Source organism: Amycolatopsis sp. lyj-109 (assembly GCF_046548995.1).
Classification (GTDB): Bacteria; Actinomycetota; Actinomycetes; order Mycobacteriales; family Pseudonocardiaceae; genus Amycolatopsis.
Genome location: NZ_JAJPWR010000003.1, coordinates 1 through 17,045, shown reverse-complemented (window position 1 = coordinate 17,045; position 17,045 = coordinate 1). Strand labels below are relative to the sequence as shown.

Annotated in this window: 14 protein-coding genes; 11 read left to right on the top strand and 3 right to left on the bottom strand. The window is 70.4% G+C overall.

All coding sequences use genetic code 11. The annotated features are described in order from the left end of the window. Positions 1-172 precede the first annotated feature (172 nt). Positions 173-997 (bottom strand): IclR family transcriptional regulator, encoded by an 825-nt coding sequence (locus ACLJQF_RS07465; protein WP_410607482.1) that lies wholly within the window; start codon positions 995-997, stop codon positions 173-175. Between the two features lie 165 nt (positions 998-1,162). On the opposite strand from ACLJQF_RS07465, the gene ACLJQF_RS07460 reads away from it, so the two are divergent. The 8 genes from ACLJQF_RS07460 to ACLJQF_RS07425 all read left to right on the top strand — a co-directional run bounded on the left by ACLJQF_RS07460 (position 1,163) and on the right by ACLJQF_RS07425 (position 12,849). Continuing rightward, complete coding sequence (locus ACLJQF_RS07460) at positions 1,163-1,477, top strand: bifunctional 3-phenylpropionate/cinnamic acid dioxygenase ferredoxin subunit (protein ID WP_410607481.1); 315 nt, start codon at positions 1,163-1,165, stop codon at positions 1,475-1,477. A gap of 180 nt (positions 1,478-1,657) precedes the next feature. Further along, positions 1,658-2,335: an MtrAB system response regulator MtrA gene (mtrA, locus tag ACLJQF_RS07455; protein ID WP_005150760.1), complete on the top strand. Its 678-nt coding sequence runs from the start codon at positions 1,658-1,660 to the stop codon at positions 2,333-2,335. A gap of 7 nt (positions 2,336-2,342) precedes the next feature. Beyond that, entirely contained in the window at positions 2,343-4,070 is a 1,728-nt protein-coding gene (gene mtrB, locus ACLJQF_RS07450; protein ID WP_410607480.1) for an MtrAB system histidine kinase MtrB, read from the top strand. Further along, positions 4,067-5,803: an LpqB family beta-propeller domain-containing protein gene (locus ACLJQF_RS07445; protein WP_410607479.1), complete on the top strand. Its 1,737-nt coding sequence runs from the start codon at positions 4,067-4,069 to the stop codon at positions 5,801-5,803. Before mtrB ends, ACLJQF_RS07445 begins: the two co-directional genes overlap by 4 nt. Positions 5,804-6,607: 804 nt before the next feature. Continuing rightward, on the top strand, positions 6,608-6,904 hold the full coding sequence (locus ACLJQF_RS07440; protein WP_410607478.1) for a hypothetical protein: 297 nt from the start codon (positions 6,608-6,610) through the stop codon (positions 6,902-6,904). 753 nt (positions 6,905-7,657) lie between these two features. After that, positions 7,658-8,344 carry a ribosome hibernation-promoting factor, HPF/YfiA family gene (hpf, locus tag ACLJQF_RS07435; protein ID WP_410607477.1) on the top strand — a complete coding sequence of 229 codons (687 nt, stop codon included), beginning with the start codon at positions 7,658-7,660 and terminating at the stop codon, positions 8,342-8,344. Positions 8,345-8,641: 297 nt separating this feature from the next. Beyond that, positions 8,642-11,533, top strand: a complete 2,892-nt coding sequence (gene secA / locus ACLJQF_RS07430) for a preprotein translocase subunit SecA (RefSeq protein ID WP_410607476.1) — start codon at positions 8,642-8,644, stop codon at positions 11,531-11,533. A gap of 68 nt (positions 11,534-11,601) precedes the next feature. Further along, the gene (locus ACLJQF_RS07425) at positions 11,602-12,849 is read left to right on the top strand and encodes a cytochrome P450 (RefSeq protein ID WP_410607475.1); all 1,248 of its coding nucleotides are present in this window, start codon (positions 11,602-11,604) and stop codon (positions 12,847-12,849) included. 178 nt (positions 12,850-13,027) lie between these two features. Here ACLJQF_RS07425 and ACLJQF_RS07420 read toward each other — a convergent pair whose 3' ends face one another. Further along, positions 13,028-13,480 carry an Rv3235 family protein gene (locus tag ACLJQF_RS07420; protein ID WP_410607474.1) on the bottom strand — a complete coding sequence of 151 codons (453 nt, stop codon included), beginning with the start codon at positions 13,478-13,480 and terminating at the stop codon, positions 13,028-13,030. 185 nt (positions 13,481-13,665) lie between these two features. Between ACLJQF_RS07420 and ACLJQF_RS07415 the strand changes: the two genes are divergently transcribed. After that, positions 13,666-14,040: an HAD-IA family hydrolase gene (locus ACLJQF_RS07415; protein ID WP_410607915.1), complete on the top strand. Its 375-nt coding sequence runs from the start codon at positions 13,666-13,668 to the stop codon at positions 14,038-14,040. 3 nt (positions 14,041-14,043) lie between these two features. Here ACLJQF_RS07415 and ACLJQF_RS07410 read toward each other — a convergent pair whose 3' ends face one another. Further along, the gene (locus ACLJQF_RS07410; RefSeq protein WP_410607473.1) at positions 14,044-14,805 is read right to left on the bottom strand and encodes a TrmH family RNA methyltransferase; all 762 of its coding nucleotides are present in this window, start codon (positions 14,803-14,805) and stop codon (positions 14,044-14,046) included. A gap of 34 nt (positions 14,806-14,839) precedes the next feature. Between ACLJQF_RS07410 and ACLJQF_RS07405 the strand changes: the two genes are divergently transcribed. Together ACLJQF_RS07405 and ACLJQF_RS07400 are read left to right on the top strand one after the other, a co-directional pair. Beyond that, positions 14,840-16,246, top strand: coding sequence for a WS/DGAT/MGAT family O-acyltransferase (locus ACLJQF_RS07405; RefSeq protein ID WP_410607472.1), 1,407 nt, complete (start codon positions 14,840-14,842; stop codon positions 16,244-16,246). Next, entirely contained in the window at positions 16,243-16,734 is a 492-nt protein-coding gene (locus tag ACLJQF_RS07400) for a DUF6912 family protein (protein WP_410607471.1), read from the top strand. Before ACLJQF_RS07405 ends, ACLJQF_RS07400 begins: the two co-directional genes overlap by 4 nt. The last annotated feature ends 311 nt before the right edge of the window (positions 16,735-17,045 follow it).

The window sequence follows — 17,045 nt, the reverse complement described above, 5'->3', positions numbered from 1 at the left end:
CTCAGGCGCGGGTGAACGCCATGCCCCAGTTGCTTTCCCGGTTCCCGAGCGACCCAAGGCGGCCTTCGGTGCGTCAGACGCACCGAAGGCCGCCTTGGGTGCGTCAGACGCAACCAAGGCCACATTGGGGCGCTTGAGCCGAGCCGCTGTCACGCACCTCGGACGCGCGACGCTAATCCCGGAAGTACCCCAGCTGTGCGGAAAGTTCTTCCGCCGCCTCGCTCATCGGCTTCACGATCTGCTTCACCCGCTGCTTCGAAAGCCGGTACGACGGCCCGGAAGCGCTCATCGCCGCGACGACGTCCCCGCCCGGGCCGTGGATCGGTACGGCGACCGCGTGCATGCCGAGCTCGAGTTCTTCGTAGCAGGCCGCGTAACCGTCTTCGACCACCCGTTCCAGCTCGGTCAGCAGCTCTTCCGGCTCGACCGTCGTGCGCGGGGTGTACTGCTCCAGCTTCCGCTTCAGCACCCGCTTGCGCTCGGTTTCGCCCATGTACGCCAGGAGGATCTTGCCGCTCGAGGTCGCGTGCAGCGGCGTCCGCTGGCCGGTCCAGTTCTGCGTGGTGATCGCGGCCGCGCCGCGGGCCTGGCTGATGTTGATGGCGACGCCGTCGTCGGCGATGGCGATGTTCACCGTCTCGCCCAGTTCCTCGGCCAGCACCAGGCAGCTGGCCCGGCCCAGTTTCGCGAGGTCCATCCGGCCGGTCGCGGCGCCGGCCAGCCGGACGATGCCGAACCCGATGGCGTATTTCCCGCGTTCGCCGAGCTGCTCGACCAGGCCTCTGGTTTCCAGGACGCTGAGCAGGCGCGACGCCGTCGACTTGTGGACCCCCAGCTCGCCCGCGATCTCGGTGATGCCGGTTTCGCCGTTGCGCGCGAGCAGTTCCAGCACGCTGATGGCCCGGTCGACCGATTGCACCTGGCTCTGAGTTGCGTTGCCACCAGCCGAGGCACGCTTTCCCGCCGAGGTTGCGTCAGCAGAGTCCTGGTTTCGCATGGCGCAACAGTATCCGTTTTGCGGGGTTGCTATCGGCTGAGTGGGCGAATCTCTTGACGCGCACCTCCTCGAAGCCGGATTGTTGCGCAAGAGGCACAAAGTCTCGTAATGCGCAACTTTCACGTACCGTCCCGGCATCCTGCCAGTCGTTACCCGGAGGCCCAGATGATCCGAGCCTGCGCCGTCGCCGACCTGCCCGAAGGGGAGGCCCTCCGCCTCGACGGCCCCGCTCCGATCGCGGTGTTCCACACCGAGGACGGCTTCTTCGCCGTCGGCGACACCTGCACGCACCAGGACGCTTCGCTCGCCGACGGCTGGCTCGAAGGCTGCTTCGTCGAATGCCCGCTGCACGCCGCACGGTTCGACCTGCGCACCGGCGCGCCCACCTGCCTGCCGGCGAAGGACCCCGTGCGGACCCACCGAGTGGTCGTCACGGACGGCGTCGTGTACGTCGACGCGCCCGTGCCGGCCCTTCCTTGAAGCCCTCCTCCAGGTCCGTGAAGGCCGCATCGAGATTCGCGCGCGGCCTTCACGGACCGTCCAAAGCGGCCGGTACGGGCACCCGGATGGAGCAGGGAGCCGACGCGATCTTGATCTTTCTGGTGGTCAAACACGCGGGTCGTGCGTGCGGGTGCCGGAACTAGTGCGAATATGTGGGACATGAAGGCACGTGTTCTCGTGGTCGACGACGACCCCGCCCTCGCGGAGATGCTCACCATCGTGCTCCGTGGGGAGGGGTTCGACACGGCGGTGGTCGCCGACGGCTCACGCGCGCTGCCCGCGCTGCGTGAGCTGAAGCCCGACCTCGTCCTGCTCGACCTGATGCTGCCCGGGATGAACGGGATCGACGTCTGCAAGGCGATCCGCGCCGAGTCCGGGGTGCCGATCGTCATGCTCACCGCCAAGAGCGACACCGTCGACATCGTCCTCGGCCTGGAGTCCGGCGCCGACGACTACGTCGTCAAGCCGTTCAAGCCGAAGGAGCTGGTCGCACGGGTCCGGGCCCGCATGCGCCGCACCGAGGCCGAGCCCGCGGAATCGCTCACCATCGGCGACCTGGCGATCGACGTACCGGGCCACGAGGTCACGCGCGAAGGCAAGGCCATCCCGCTGACCCCGCTGGAGTTCGACCTGCTGGTGGCCCTGGCCCGCAAGCCGCGCCAGGTGTTCACCCGCGAGGTGCTGCTCGAGCAGGTGTGGGGCTACCGGCACGCGGCCGACACCCGGCTGGTGAACGTGCACGTCCAGCGCCTGCGTTCGAAGGTGGAGAAGGACCCGGAGCACCCCGAGGTGGTGTTGACCGTTCGCGGCGTCGGGTACAAGGCCGGCCCGCCGTGATGAGTCGATGACTCTCGCGACTGGCAGACGGTTCCCTGCGTTCGCGCGTTCGACGGCACGCCTGGTGCGGCGTGTCGTCGTTTTCGCGCGCCGTCGCGCGGTCGCGTTCAACGAGCTGTGGAAGCACTCGCTGCAGTTCCGTGTCACCGTCTCGACGCTCGCGCTGTCCTCGGCCGTGGTCTTCGTGCTGGGCATGGTCCTGCAGAACCAGATCACCGAACGGCTGCTGGACACCAAGCGCACGGCGGCGGTGGCGCAGACCCGCGCGGCGGCGGAGACGGCCGCCGGCGAGCTCGTCGGCCTCGGCTCCTCCGAGAACGACGACGCGCTCCGGAACCGGCTCGAGAACGCGCTGAAGAAGATCGCGATCACGCCGACCAGCCAGGACGCGGCCGGGTCGGCGGCGGGCACCTTCGTCCCGGTCCTCGCCAGCGGCGGTCACGACCAGTCCGGTGGCCAGCTGTCGACCGCCGGCCCGTTCGAGAACGTGCCGCCGCGGCTGCGCCAGTTCGTCGAAGCCGACCAGATGAGCTTCCTCGAGCACACCGTCACCGAGGCCGGGGGCGCCCGCACGACGTACCTGATCGTCGGGACGCCGCTGAGCACCGTGGCCACCCCGCTGCAGCTGTACTTGCTGTTCCCCCTGACGACCGAGCAGAACACCGTCTCGACGGTGCAGAACACGCTGCTGGTCGGCGGGCTCGTGCTGCTGCTCCTGCTGGCGGGCATCACGAACCTGGTGACCCGGCAGGTGGTCCGCCCGGTCCGGCAGGCCGCCGCGGCGGCCGAGCAGTTCGCCGGCGGCGACCTCGACCAGCGGCTCACCGTGCTCGGCGAAGACGACCTGGCGAAGCTCGCGGTGTCCTACAACGAGATGGCCGCGAGCATCCAGCGCCAGATCCGCCAGCTCGAGGACTTCGGCGGCCTGCAGCGCCGGTTCACCTCCGACGTCTCGCACGAGCTGCGCACCCCGCTGACCACCGTCCGGATGGCCGCGGACGTGCTGCACGCGTCCCGCGAGCAGTTCCCGGCCGGCCTCGCGCGCTCGACCGAGCTGCTGGTCGACGAGCTCGACCGCTTCGAAGCGCTGCTCGGCGACCTGCTGGAGATCAGCAGGCTCGACGCCGGTGTCGAAGATCTGTCCGCGGAGTTCATCGACGTCCGCCCGATCGCCACCCGCGCGGTCGAGCAGGTCCGGGTGATCGCCGGCAACGCGGGCAGCTCGGTGGAACTGGTGCTGCCCGACGAAGAGGTCATCGCCGAGGTCGACGCCCGGCGCGTCGAGCGGATCCTGCGCAACCTGCTCGCCAACGCCGTCGACCACAGCGAGGGCAGGCCGGTGGTGCTGACGCTCGGGGCGAACGAAACCGCCGTCGCCATCACGGTCCGGGACCACGGCGTCGGCCTGCGGCCCGGCGAGGCGGACCTGGTGTTCAACCGGTTCTGGCGCGCCGATCCGTCCCGCAACCGGCGTACCGGCGGCACCGGGCTGGGCCTGGCGATCAGCCAGGAGGACGCACGCCTGCACGGCGGCGAGCTCGACGCCTGGGGCGAGCCCGGCAACGGCGCCTGCTTCCGGCTCCTGCTGCCGCGTCAGCAGGACGTGCCCGTGGGGGACTCGCCGCTGGTCCTGCCGCCGCCCGACCGGTTCGCCACCGAAGTGCCGCTCGGCATCATCGACGTCACGCCGGCGCCGGAGGCGATCTTCGCGGAACGTGAGGGAATCGGTCAGTGAAACCACCCGCTCTTCGGGGAGCCGGCGCGAAGCTCCTGCTTTTCGTCCTGTGCTCGGTGCTGCTCGCGAGCTGCGCGAACGTGCCGCTGGAATCGCAGCCGCAGGTGGTGCCCGGCGAGCGCCAGGGGCAGAGCCCCGGTGACGTGGTGCCGGAGCCGCCGCCGGGCATCGACCCGCTGTCGCTGGTCCGCGCCTTCGTCGGGGCGACGCTCAAGCCGGGGCAGAACAACGCCGCCGCGCGTGCCTACCTCGACGAGCAGGGCCGGGTGAACTGGCGGCCGAGCCGCAACCTGACGATCATCCAGGACACCTTCGGCACGGTCTACGACACCGCCCCGCCGCCGGACCCGAACACGCAGGTCGTCAACGTGCGCGGGATCGACATCGGCACGCTGGACCAGAGCAGCGCGTTCGTGCCCGACTACAGCTCGGCGCTGCTCCAGGTGAAGGTGCGCAGGCAGGCGAACAACCAGTGGCGGATCGTCGACCCGCCGGCCGACCTGTACGCGACCGAGTCCGACTTCAGCGAGAACTACACGCCGGTGCCGGTGAGCTTCTACTCGGACTCGTCGGCCACCTTCGTGCCCGATCGGCGCTACGTCGTCGCGAAGCCGCAGTCGGGACTGCCGGGCCGGGTGATGGACCTGCTGGTGAGCGGGCCGTCGACGAGCTTGGCCGGCGCGGTGAAGAACCTGCTCGGCGAGCCCATCGAGATCGACACGAACGTCAAGAGCCTCGACGACGGGACGCTGGTGGTGCCGCTGACCGGGCTCTCCGGGGTGCCCGACGACATCCGGAACCTGATCGCCGCGCAGATCGTGCTGTCCCTGCAGTACGTCACGTCGGCCCGGATCCGCATCCTCGCCGACGGCGCTCCGCTCGTGCCGAACCACCCGGACTGGCGGCAGAACGACCTGCCCAACTACGGCGCGGCGCTGTCGATCAGCCAGCCGCTGCAGGGTCTGATGACGGTCGGCGGCCGGGTCCGGTCCCTCACCGACGGCGCCCCGGTGGGCGGCCCGGCGGGCGACGACGGGTACGACGTCGTGAGCGCGGCCCAGTCGATCGACGGCAAGCGCCTGGCGGTGGTGGAGCGCAGCGGCGGCGGTGTCCGCCTGCGGATCGGCGACCTCGGCCACGACCTGGCGCTGACCAGCCTCGGCGGCAGTTCCCTGACCCGCCCGACGTGGCGCCCCGGCACCGGCGAGCTGTGGACGGTGGTCGACGGGCTGTCGGTGGGCCGGATGGTGCTCGACCAGAACGGCCACTGGATGGCGCTCAGCGTCAACGCCACGGACCTGACCCAGCAGGGCGACATCACCGAGCTCCGGTTTTCCCGCGACGGCGCCCGCGTGGCGGCGGTGATCAAGGGCCAGCTGTGGGTGGCCTCGGTGGTCGTCAACGGCGACTCGGTGTCCCTGCGCGAGCCGCGCAACCTCCAGCCGCACGACCTCGTCGACGTCGTCGACGTCGACTGGGTCGCCCCGGACAGCCTGGTGGCGGTGACGAAGTCGTCGTCCCAGCCGGTGATCAAGGTGACGGTGGACGGCCAGCGCATCGACGCGTTCAACAGCAGCAACCTGACCCCGACGGTCCACGGCGTGACGGCGGCCACCGGCCGCCCGATCGTGGTGGCGGACGCCAACGGCCTGTGGACGGCGTCGGTGCTGGGCGAGGTGTGGCGCCCGCACAGCCACACGATGAAGGACGCGGATCCGTTTTACCCGGGCTGATCTTTCACCCGGGTAGGTGACGTCCGGGCGTTCGAAACTGTCGGTGCCGGCCGTGACACTGTCCGTGTGCTGAAGAGACTGCTCGATCTGCTGATCCCCAGCCGCTGCGCCGCGTGCGGAGCCCGGGGCGAGCCGTGTTGTGCCCGCTGCGCGGCGGTGTGGGGTGCGGCCCGGGAAGTGGTGCGTGGGCCTACGGCGGGGTTGGTGCGCGTGTTCGCGCTGGCTCGGTACCGCGGGGTGGGCCGCAGGTTGCTGATCGCGTACAAGGAGCGCGGTCGCCGGGACCTGGCGCCGTCTTTGGGGCGGGCGCTGGCGGAGGCGCTGGCGGTGCTGCCGCTGAAGCCGGGTTCCGCGGTGCCGGCCGGCGGTCCGGCTGGGCCGGGTGGGGTTTCGGCTGGGCCGGGTGCGGTTCCGGCGGGGTCGAGTGGTGTTCCGGCTCTGCCCGGTGCCGTTCCGGCTGGGTTGGCTGGTGCTCCGGCTCGGCCGGGTGCGGTTTCGGCTGGGTTGGCTGGTACTCCGGTTCGGCCGGGTGAGGCTCAGGCTCGGCTGGCTGGTGCTCCGGCTCTGCCCGGTGCCGTTCCGGCGAGGCTGGCTGCTCCGCCGACCCGGCCGGACGCCGTCCCAGCTCAGCCGCGCGGCCCTCGCGCTGCCCCGGCGCCCCCGCCCGCGAGCGGGTCCCCTCCCACCCCGACGCAGGCCACACCCACCCGCCCGCCGCGACCTTCGGCGCGAGCGATCTGCCTGGTCCCGGCCCCCAGCCGCCCGTCGGCAGCGCGAGTACGCGGAGGCCCGCACGTCGAGCGCATGGCCAACGCGGCAGCAAGCGTCCTGGCGGCGCGCGGCATCGAAGTCGCGGTCGCCCCGGCCTTGCAGCTGTCCGGAGGAGCCCGCGACGCGGTCGGCCTGGGCCGCGAGCAACGCATGGCCAACCTGGCCGGCCGCCTGACGTTCCGCGAGGCCGGCCGCCCACCCCCGGGCTTCAGCATCGTGGTCCTGGACGACGTGGTCACGACCGGAGCCACCGCGGCCGCCTGCGCCAGAGCCCTGGCGGCGGAAGGCTTTGCGGTCTCCGCCGTCCTGACCCTCCTGGCAGCCGGCTGAACCGGCCCGGCGCTCCGAACGGACACCCCGTGCGAACCACTGTGGACCTTCCGCGGGGAAGTGCGCAGACCGGCGGTGCGGCCGAGGGCCAACGCCACCAAAAACGGTGGTACCGGTTCCGCGTTTCACCTCGATCAAACAACCGCAAACCGCACCCCGCTCAGCTCAACCCACAAAAAGTCACCCGGGAAACCGCTCCTCGCGCCCGGGTGAACCCGACGTCACCTACACGAGTGACAACAAGCGGGAACGCGAACGGACCGGCGCCCGTTGTCCGGGCATGAGGGTGTCGATCACGATCACTCGGCTGCCGGGCCACTCCACCGGAGTGGCGGCAGCGGGAGATCGGGCGGTCACCCTCGGCGTCCGGCAGGAGGCCACGATGCGCCGTCCGTGTGAACGCACGACAACCGCGGCGCGTCCGACCAGCGGGTGTTTTGCGGTGCCCACTTCGCGATCACTGCGCGGGGTGACCGAGTCCCATCCCCTGACATCCCCCGGCTCGGGGGCTGTTGTAACGGGCGTGAGAGAGCTAACGTGCTCCGCAATCAGCAATCCCCGCAGGCAGGGAGGTGACGAGCCCATGTCCCTGGCGCCGGAGGTGCGCTGAGTCCGCGCTCGGTCACCGGAACGAGACGTCGTCCACCGTTTCCGAGTTCCTTCTCAGCCCGCGATCCGGGCTTACGTCCCCGCAATACCGGCGCCGTGTGTGAACTCAACAGCTCGCAGTCATCTCAGCGAGGGAGGTCGTGTATGGACATCGTCGTCAAGGGCCGCAACGTGGAGGTGCCCGACCACTATCGGGCGCTTGTCAGCGAAAAGCTGGCCCGGCTCGAGCGCTACGACAGGAAAGTCATCCGGTACGACGTGGAACTGTTCCACGAACCCAACCGACGCCAGGCCAAGAGCTGCCAGCGCGTCGAAATCACCGGAAAGGGGCGAGGCCCGGCTGTACGCGCTGAAGCGTGTGCCGCCGACTTCTACGCGGCGCTCGATTCCGCAGTCACCAAGCTGGAAAACCGGCTGCGGAGGACACACGACCGGAGGCGCGTGCACTACGGCCGCAGCCGTCCGGAATCGGTCGCCGAAGCGACCTCGGCACTGCCGGGTGGTGGATCCCCGGCCGCAGCCAGTCCCGCCGCGCGTACCGCGGTGTTGGACGCACCCGAAGCCGAACCGCAGACGAACGGCTTCGCGAGTGCCGAAGAATTCCACCTGCCCCAGCAGCAGAGCTGGGCCGACGACGACCTGGGTCACCAGCCCGGCCGCGTCGTCCGCGAGAAGCAGCACACCGCCGACCCCATGACGGTGGACCAGGCTCTCTACGAGATGGAGCTGGTCGGCCACGACTTCTACCTCTTCAACGACTCCGACGCGGGCCGGCCCAGCGTGGTCTACCGGCGGAAAGGCTTCGACTACGGCGTGATCCGGCTCGGCTGAGCCGGCCCCAAGGGAGGTCTGTCGGAGGGTCCGCACGCGCTCGCGTGCGGGCCCTCCGCATGTCAGAACCTTATTCTGGTTAGCTCGGCGCTACGGACCGCAGGCCGTCCGCTTGCGGTGACATTCGCGCCGGTCGACGGCTGAATAAGGTTCTCAGGACGTACGGCGTGTGCACACGACGGCCACCGTTCCCTACGATGGGGGTGGGAAGGTGGTGCCGAACACGGCTGCCACCGCGGGAGAACCTGCCCGGGACCGGCCTGGGCGCGCTCAAGATCAGCTAGTGAGGTCGACCGGATGGTGCTGAACCGCCTGCTCCGCGCGGGTGAGGGCAAGATGGTGAAGCGGCTGCGCAACATCGCCGATCACATCAACACCCTCGAAGACGACGTCAAGGACCTGACCGACGCCGAGCTGCGGGCCAAGACCGAGGAGTTCCGCAAGCGTCACGGCGACGGCGAATCCCTCGACGAGCTGCTGCCGGAGGCCTTCGCGGTCGTCCGGGAAGGGGCCAAGCGGGTACTCGGCCAGCGCCACTTCGACGTCCAGTTGATGGGCGGCGCGGCACTGCACCTCGGCCAGGTCGCCGAAATGAAGACCGGCGAGGGCAAGACGCTCACCTGCGTCCTCCCCGCCTACCTCAACGCCATCCCCGGCAAGGGTGTCCACGTCGTCACGACGAACGACTACCTGGCGAAGCGCGACTCGGAGTGGATGGGGCGGATCCACCGCTTCCTCGGCCTCGAGGTCGGCGTCATCCTGTCGGAGCAGCAGCCCGAGGTCCGGCGTGCCCAGTACAACGCCGACATCACCTACGGCACGAACAACGAGTTCGGCTTCGACTACCTGCGCGACAACATGGCGTGGAGCCTCGACGACTGCGTCCAGCGCGGCCACTACTACGCCATCGTCGACGAGGTGGACTCGATCCTCATCGACGAGGCCCGGACGCCGCTGATCATCTCCGGCCCGGCGGACCAGTCGTCGCGCTGGTACGTCGAGTTCGCGCGGCTCGTCCCGCTGATGAACGGCATCGACACCACCACGATGGGGTCGCGCGAGCGGGTCGAGAAGACCAACCTGATCAACTCGAAGTACCACTACGAGATCGACGTCCGGAAGCGCACGGTGGCCGTCACCGAAAAGGGCGTCCGGTTCGTCGAGGACCAGCTCGGCATCGACAACCTGTACGAGGCGGCCAACACCCCGCTGGTCGGGTACCTGAACAACGCGCTGAAGGTCCAGGAGCTCTTCCACCGCGACAAGGACTACATCGTCCGCAACGGCGAAGTCATGATCGTGGACGAGTTCACCGGCCGCGTCCTGCACGGCCGCCGCTACAACGAGGGCATGCACCAGGCGATCGAGGCCAAGGAAAAGGTCGAGATCAAGGCCGAGAACCAGACCCTCGCCACGATCACGCTGCAGAACTACTTCCGCCTCTACGGCAAGCTGTCCGGGATGACCGGTACGGCCGAGACCGAGGCCGCCGAGTTCCACCAGACCTACAAGCTGGGTGTGGTGCCGATCCCGACGAACCGGCCGATGGTCCGCGTCGACCAGGCGGACCTGATCTACAAGACCGAGGAAGCGAAGTACGAGGCGGTCGCCGAGGACATCGCCGAGCGGTTCGAGAAGGGCCAGCCGGTGCTGGTCGGCACGACGAGCGTCGAGAAGTCCGAGCGGCTGTCGAAGCTGCTGGTGAAGCTGAGCGTCCCGCACGAGGTGCTGAACGCGAAGCACCACGACCGCGAGGCGCTGATCGTCGCGCGCGCCGGCCAGAAGGGCGCCGTCACGGTCGCCACGAACATGGCCGGCCGCGGTACCGACATCGTGCTGGGCGGCAACCCCGACCTCATCGCCGACCACGTGCTGCGTGAGCGCGGCCTGGACCCGGTCGAGCACTCCGAGGAGTACGAGGCCGCGTGGCCCGAGGTCCTGGAGCAGGTCAAGGCGGAGTCGAAGGCCGAGGCCGAAGAGGTCCGCGAGGCCGGCGGGCTGTACGTCCTGGGCACGGAGCGGCACGAGTCGCGCCGCATCGACAACCAGCTCCGCGGCCGGTCCGGCCGTCAGGGCGACCCGGGTGAGTCCCGCTTCTACCTGTCGCTCGGTGACGAGCTCATGCGCCGCTTCAACGCGACGATGGTCGAGCGCGTCATGACGACCATGCGCCTGCCCGACGACGTGCCGATCGAGCACAAGATGGTCTCCAAGGCCATCAAGAGCGCGCAGACCCAGGTCGAGCAGATCAACATGGAGCAGCGCAAGGACGTCCTCAAGTACGACGAGGTCATGAACGAGCAGCGCAAGGTGATCTACGCCGAGCGCCACCGCGTGCTGGCCGGGGAGAACCTGCGCGAGCAGATCGAGGGCATGCTCGTCGACGTCGTCAACGCCTATGTGGACGGTGCGACGGCCAACGGCTACGCCGAGGACTGGGACCACGAGAAGCTGTGGACGGCGCTGAAGACGCTGTACCCGGTGAGCATCGAGTGGGACGACCTCATGGAGGACGGCGACCTCGACGAGAGCACCCTCCGCGACGCGCTGGTCCAGGACGCCCACAACGCCTACGACAAGCGCGAGGCGGAGATCAACGCGCTCGTCGGCCCGGAGGGCATGCGGACCCTGGAGCACCAGGTGATGCTGACGGTCCTCGACCGCAAGTGGCGTGAGCACCTCTACGAGATGGACTACCTCAAGCAGGGCATCGGCATGCGGGCGCTCGCGCAGCGCGACCCGCTGATCGAGTATCAGCGCGAGGGCTTCGACATGTTCCGCGCGATGCTCGACTCGCTGAAGGAGGAGGCCGTCGGCTTCCTGTTCAACCTGCAGGTCGAGCGCGCCGAGGCCCCGCCGGCCGAGGAAGCCGCGGCGCTGCCGGCGGGCGTCCCCACCGGTAACGGCCAGGCAGGCGCGCCCGCGGAGGGCCGGCACGCCCGGCCGGCGCCGCCGCAGCCGCCGACGACCGACACCGAGTCCGTCCCGGCCGCGCTGCGCGGCAAGGGCCTCGGCGGCGGTGGCCAGCAGCCGGGCATGACGTTGTCCGGTCCGGGTGAGGACGGCGAGGTCGAGTCCCACGCCGAGGGCGGGGAGCAGTCCTCGGGCAGCGGCGGAGGTACCCGCCGGGACCGTCGCGCCGCCCAGCGTGACGCCGCCAAGAAGGGCAAGAAGGGCCCGCGTCGCTGACGTAGCAGGGCCGGGGTGCGTGTGGTGTCCGCGCGCACCCCGGCTCTTTTCGTGAGGGGGAGCAGTTGGTGGATCCGCAGGAGTTCTTCGCGTTGTTCGCCGCCGAGCGGCGGCCGGACCCGTACCCGGCGTACCGGCAGTGGCGCGAGCGGTGGCCGGTCGCGGCCCTGGACGAGCGGATGTTCGTGGTCAGCGGCTTCGCCGAGGCCACGCAGGTGCTGCGCGACCCGGCGTTCGGGCACCCCGAACCCGAGTACCTGGATCCGGCGGACCGCCTCCCGGACCAGCCGGTCGACGAGTCGGGACGCGTGGTCCGGGCATTCCTGTCGCTGAACCCGCCGGACCACACCCGCCTGCGGCGGCTGGTGGCGAAGGCGTTCACGCCGCGGATGGTGGAGCAGCTGGCGCCGCGCATCGAGGAGATCGCGGCAGCGTTGATCGACCGCGCGCCGGGCGAGTTCGACCTGATGACGGCATTCGCGAAGCCGTTGCCGGTCGAGGTGATCGCGGAACTCCTCGGCGTGCCGCTGGACGACCGCGAGCGTTTCGCGGAGTGGTCGCACGCGATGGCGCGGGCGCTGGACCCGCCGTTCCTGCAGCACCCGGACACGCGCGAACCGGCGGTCAAGGCACGCCAGTCGTTCGTCGCGTACTTCCGGTCATTGGCGGCCGAGCGGCGCCGCGAACCGGGTGACGACCTGCTGTCGGCCCTGGTGGCGGTGTCGGACGCGGGCGACGTGCTCACCGAGGGCGAGTTGCTGGTGACGCTCACGCTCCTGCTGATTGCCGGCCACGAGACAACGACCAACCTGATCGGCAACGGGGTGCTGGCGCTGCTGCGCGCTCCGGACGGCCTGAAGCCACTGGGCACGGACGGCGAGAACGCGGCGCGCGTGGCGGAGGAGGTCCTGCGCTACGACTCACCGGTCCAGCTGACGGCCCGCACGGCCCTGCGCGACACGACGCTGGCCGAGCTGCCGGTGCCGGCGGGCAGCCAGCTGGTAGTCCTCCTCGGAGCGGCCAACCGCGACCCGGCAACGGGCCCCTCGCCGGAGATGTTCGACGCGGCGAGGGAGCCGGGCCGGCAGCTGGCCTTCGGTCAGGGCATTCATTTCTGCCTGGGGGCGCCGCTGGCGAGGTTGGAGGCCCGGATCGCCTTCCGCGAGCTGGCCCGCCGCCGCCCGGACCTGAGGTTGGCGGGAACACCGGAGTGGAACCCGACGACGACCCTGCGCGGCCTGTCGACCCTTCCGGTGGCGAGCATTGGCGAAGTCGGGCCAGGGTCCGGCTTACCGTCCTGCCGCGGCTTGTCGTGAGTGGTATTTAGGGTTCTAACCCTAAATACCACTCACGACAAGCCGCGGCAGACCACCCGACTACCGCATCCGACGACTTCGCCGACAGCACCCTCGGACGTCCTGGATGAGTCATTCAAGGCACCGGCGCGCCGCCGCGTCCACGCCCGGGGCGGCGACCGGCTCCCGCCGCCCCACCTCACGCCGCCCGCCGGCTCGGCTTCGCCGGCTCCTGCGGTTTGAGCAGCGCGAACCGCTCGCACCACCAGCCCGTCGGGGTCCGGATGAACCGGGCCGCCAACGCGAACGACCGGCCGTCCGCCTCCACCCGGGCGCACGCCTCCACCACCTCCGGCGCCGGGGTGCACGTGTGGATCGTCTGCGTCCGGTGCCGTGGCCGCGGCCGCCGTGGCCCGGTGAGACCCGCGTACACCTCCGGGGCCACCAACGCGCGGACCTGCGCTGCCGGGCGGCGGCCGTCGTACGCCTCCAGCAGCATGTTCAGCAGGTGGCCCACTTCGCCCGCGTCGAGCTGCCTCGGCGCCGGGCAGCGGGAGCGGCGGTGCTCCCGCCGGGACACCTCCTCCGGACGGTCCGCCCGGCGGGGCACCTCGCAGTTGATCAGCGTCCGCAACCGGTGTTCCTCGATCATTTCCTGCCCTTCCTGACTCGACTTTCGCTTAGAGGCGGGAACGGGCCGAAAAAGAACCAAGAATCGCACGATCGGGGCAAGAACCGTCGAAGTGTGGATTCCTGACTACGAATACGGTAAGCCGACCACTCGGCGAGACACGTCTCAGCGCCACGGCTATGGTGTGGCGGGTGCTGAAAGGGCTATTGGTCGATTTCGCCGGAGTGCTCACCGAGCCCGACGCCGACCGGTTCTACGATTACCTGGCGTCCGCACGCGAGCGTGGCGTTCGCACCGCGTTGCTGTCCAACGCTCCCGGCGCATCGGACGAGGTCAAGAACACCATGTTCCACTATTTCGACGCGCTGGTGTTTTCCGGTGAGGTCGGTGTGGCCAAACCGGACCCGGCGGTCTACCTGATCGCGGCCGACCGGCTCGGGCTGCCCGTCGCGCGCTGCGCGTTCGTCGACGATTCCGCGACGAACATCCGTGGCGCCGTCCAGGCGGGCATGGTCGGGGTGCACCACCGGTCGGTCAGCGAGACGCTGGACGAACTGGCCGTGTTGTTCCCGGCCGGCTGAGGATCAGCGCGCGCGGCGGACCAGTTCGAACGACACCACCGCGGCGGCGGCCGAGACGTTGAGCGATTCGACGTCGCCCGGCATCGGGATCGACAGCCACTCCGTGACGAGCTCGCCGACCTCCGGCCCGACCCCGGCCGTTTCGCCGCCGAGGACGAACGCCGCGCGCTGCGGCAGGTCGACGTCGAACACCGTCGCGCGAGCCGAGGCGCCCAGCGCGTAGAGCCCGTAGCCGGCTTCGGTGAGCAGCTCCGCGGCCTCGCGCGCGGAGCCGCAGCGCAGCACCGGCGCGCGGAACGCCACCCCGGCCGACGCCTTGACCACCAGCGGGTCCAGCGCCGCGACGCCGCGCCGGGGCACGATCACGCCCTCCAACCCCGCGGCGGTCGCCGTCCGCAGGATCATGCCGACGTTCGCGGGCGTGGTGATGCCGTCCAGCAGCAGCACCCGCGCCGGCGGCCGCCGGTCGGCCAGCGCCGCGGAAAGCGCTCGCATCCGCGGGGCGACGACGTCGGCGAGCACGCCCTGGTCCTGCTTGCCATTGCCGGCGAGCACCTTGACCCGGTGGGCGCTGGCGCGCTGCACCGGCACGCCGGCGGCCTTCGCCGCGCGCTCGATCTCGGCCGCGCCGGGGCCGCGGGCGGTGTCGGCGAGGATCACCTTGTCCACGCGCAGGCCGTCGTCCGCCAGTGCCTCGAGCACCGGCTTCCGGCCGTACACGGTCAGGAAGCGGTCCTTCGGCGAGATCGTCGACTCATCACCCACACCCAGCAGTCTCGCACTGTGTAAGGATCGGCCCATGCCCGACCGCCTTTCCGCGCTGGACGCCTCGTTCCTCTACGTCGAGGACCACGCGACCCCGATGCACGTCGGCGGCGTGGCGATCTTCGAGCGGCCGCGCTCCGGGTTCACCTACGCGCAGCTGGTCGACCTCATCGGCGGGCGGCTGGCGTACCTGCCGCGGTACCGGCAGCGCGTGCTGGAGGTGCCGGGCCACCTGGCGCGGCCGGTGTGGGTGGACGACGTCGACTTCGACCTGAACTACCACGTCCGGCGCTCGGCGCTGCCCCAGCCGGGCAGCGACGAGCAGCTGTTCGACCTGGTCGCGCGCCTGATGTCGCGCCGGCTGGCGCCGGAGCGGCCGCTCTGGGAGGCGTACTTCATCGAGGGGCTGGCCGGCGACCGGGTGGCGCTGGTCACGAAAACCCACCAGTCCGTTGTGGACGGTGTCGGCACGATCGATCTCGGTCAGCTCATCCTCGACCCCGCGCCGGCCGAGCCGGAGCCGTTCGAGGACATCTGGACGCCGCGCCGCGAGCCGAGCCGCACCCAGCTGGTGCTGGACGCGGTCAGCGAGGGCGTCCAGCGGCCGGGCGAGGTGGTGGAGAACGTCCGGTCGGCGGCGAACGACGCGTTCGCGGCCGCGGGCAAGTTCGCCGAGACGGTCGGCGGGGTGGCGTCGACGCTGCGCACGCTGGTGAGCCCGGCGCCGCCGGGGCCGCTGAACGTCCGGGTCTCGGGCGGTCGCGTGTTCGCGGTCGTGCGCACCCGGCTGGAGGACTTCCGGAAGATCCGCGCGGCGCACGGCGGCACGGTCAACGATGTGATCCTCGCGGCCATCACCGGGGCGCTGCGCGAATGGCTGCTTTCGCGCGAGGTCCAGCTGACGCCGGACACGACGATCCGCGCGCTGGTCCCGCTGGCGGTCCGCGACGCCGAGACGGCGGAGTACTCGACGCCGGCCCTGCTCGGCAACCAGGTGGCGGCGTACCTGGTGGACCTGCCGGTCGGCGAGCCGAACGCGGTCCTGCGGCTGCAGCACATCGGGCACGCGATGGCCGAGCACCTCGATTCGGGCCGTTCGGTGGCGGCCCGCGGCCTGCTCAAGGTCGGCGGCTTCGCCCCGGCTACCCTGCACTCCCTCGGCGCGCGAGCGGCGGGGTCGCTGTCCGGGCGCATCTTCAACGTCATGGTGACCAATTCACCGGGCCCCCAGGTGCCGATGTACGCGGGAGAGGCCAGACTGGTCGAGATGTTCCCTGTGATGCCGCTGATGCGCACCCAGGCGCTGGCGATCGGGGTGACGTCCTACCACGGCGGCGTCTACTTCGGACTGAACGGCGACCGCAAGGCCGCGTTCGACGTCGATCTGGTCGCCGGGATGATCGAAGAGTCCTTGGAAGAGCTGAAGGGTGCGCACTGGTGAGGGTCTATCTGCCTGCGACCATCGCGATGCTTCGCGACCTCGAGTCATCGGGGGAGTTCCGCGCCCGCAGCGGAACGGCGTTCGCGCTGACGCCCGCTTTGCGAGAGGCGTACGTCAGCGGTTCGGACGAAGAGCTGGAGTACTCGGCCCTGCTGGACGCGGCCCGGGCCTCGTTGCGCCTGATCGCGGCGGAGGAGAAGGGCGAGCCGCGCCGGGTGGTGGTGTCGGCGGACGTCGCGGGCGTGACGCTGCGGCCGGACCTGGACGCCCCGGTGGTCCGGATCGGCGGCCCGATCCCGCTGTCGGCAGTGGCGGCGATCCACGTGGACGCCCCCGAGGCGGCCGAGGCGGTGACCGCGGCGGCGGCGGTGATCGACGCGGCGGACCTGGGCGATCCGGACGCGGAGTTCACTTTGGGCGATGCCGAGGACCACGAGCTGGCTTGGTATGCGCCGCAGGAGCTGCCGTTCTTGCTGGAGCTGCTCTGAGTTGTCCCCATCTGGGGTCGCCTGTGGACAACCGGCGTTGAGCTGCGGTTTTGTCGGGGGTGGCCGGTAGACTGGACTTGGGCACGCCCCCCGGGAGGGTGGGGGAGTTTCGGCAGGGTCGAGGGGGCGGGCCCGAAGGGGGCGGTTTCGGCGGCGCTGGTGTGGCCGCGGTGTCTTGAATGAGTCATTCAGTTGTCGGTGTCCCTGGCGGGACGTCCGTGCTGGGGTGAAAATCGTGTCTGGTCGCTTGCGTGACGTCGTGTGTCCTTGGCGCTGGGTCGAGGCCGTCATTCAGTCTGACGCTGGGAGCC

Coding starts and splice junctions, on each gene's coding strand:
- hpf (WP_410607477.1), top strand. CDS start 7,658: ATGGACATCGTCGTCAAGGGCCGCAACGTGGAGGTGCCCGACCACTAT.
- secA (WP_410607476.1), top strand. CDS start 8,642: ATGGTGCTGAACCGCCTGCTCCGCGCGGGTGAGGGCAAGATGGTGAAG.
- ACLJQF_RS07460 (WP_410607481.1), top strand. CDS start 1,163: ATGATCCGAGCCTGCGCCGTCGCCGACCTGCCCGAAGGGGAGGCCCTC.
- mtrA (WP_005150760.1), top strand. CDS start 1,658: ATGAAGGCACGTGTTCTCGTGGTCGACGACGACCCCGCCCTCGCGGAG.
- mtrB (WP_410607480.1), top strand. CDS start 2,343: ATGACTCTCGCGACTGGCAGACGGTTCCCTGCGTTCGCGCGTTCGACG.
- ACLJQF_RS07440 (WP_410607478.1), top strand. CDS start 6,608: ATGGCCAACGCGGCAGCAAGCGTCCTGGCGGCGCGCGGCATCGAAGTC.
- ACLJQF_RS07405 (WP_410607472.1), top strand. CDS start 14,840: ATGCCCGACCGCCTTTCCGCGCTGGACGCCTCGTTCCTCTACGTCGAG.
- ACLJQF_RS07465 (WP_410607482.1), bottom strand. CDS start 997: ATGCGAAACCAGGACTCTGCTGACGCAACCTCGGCGGGAAAGCGTGCC.
- ACLJQF_RS07420 (WP_410607474.1), bottom strand. CDS start 13,480: ATGATCGAGGAACACCGGTTGCGGACGCTGATCAACTGCGAGGTGCCC.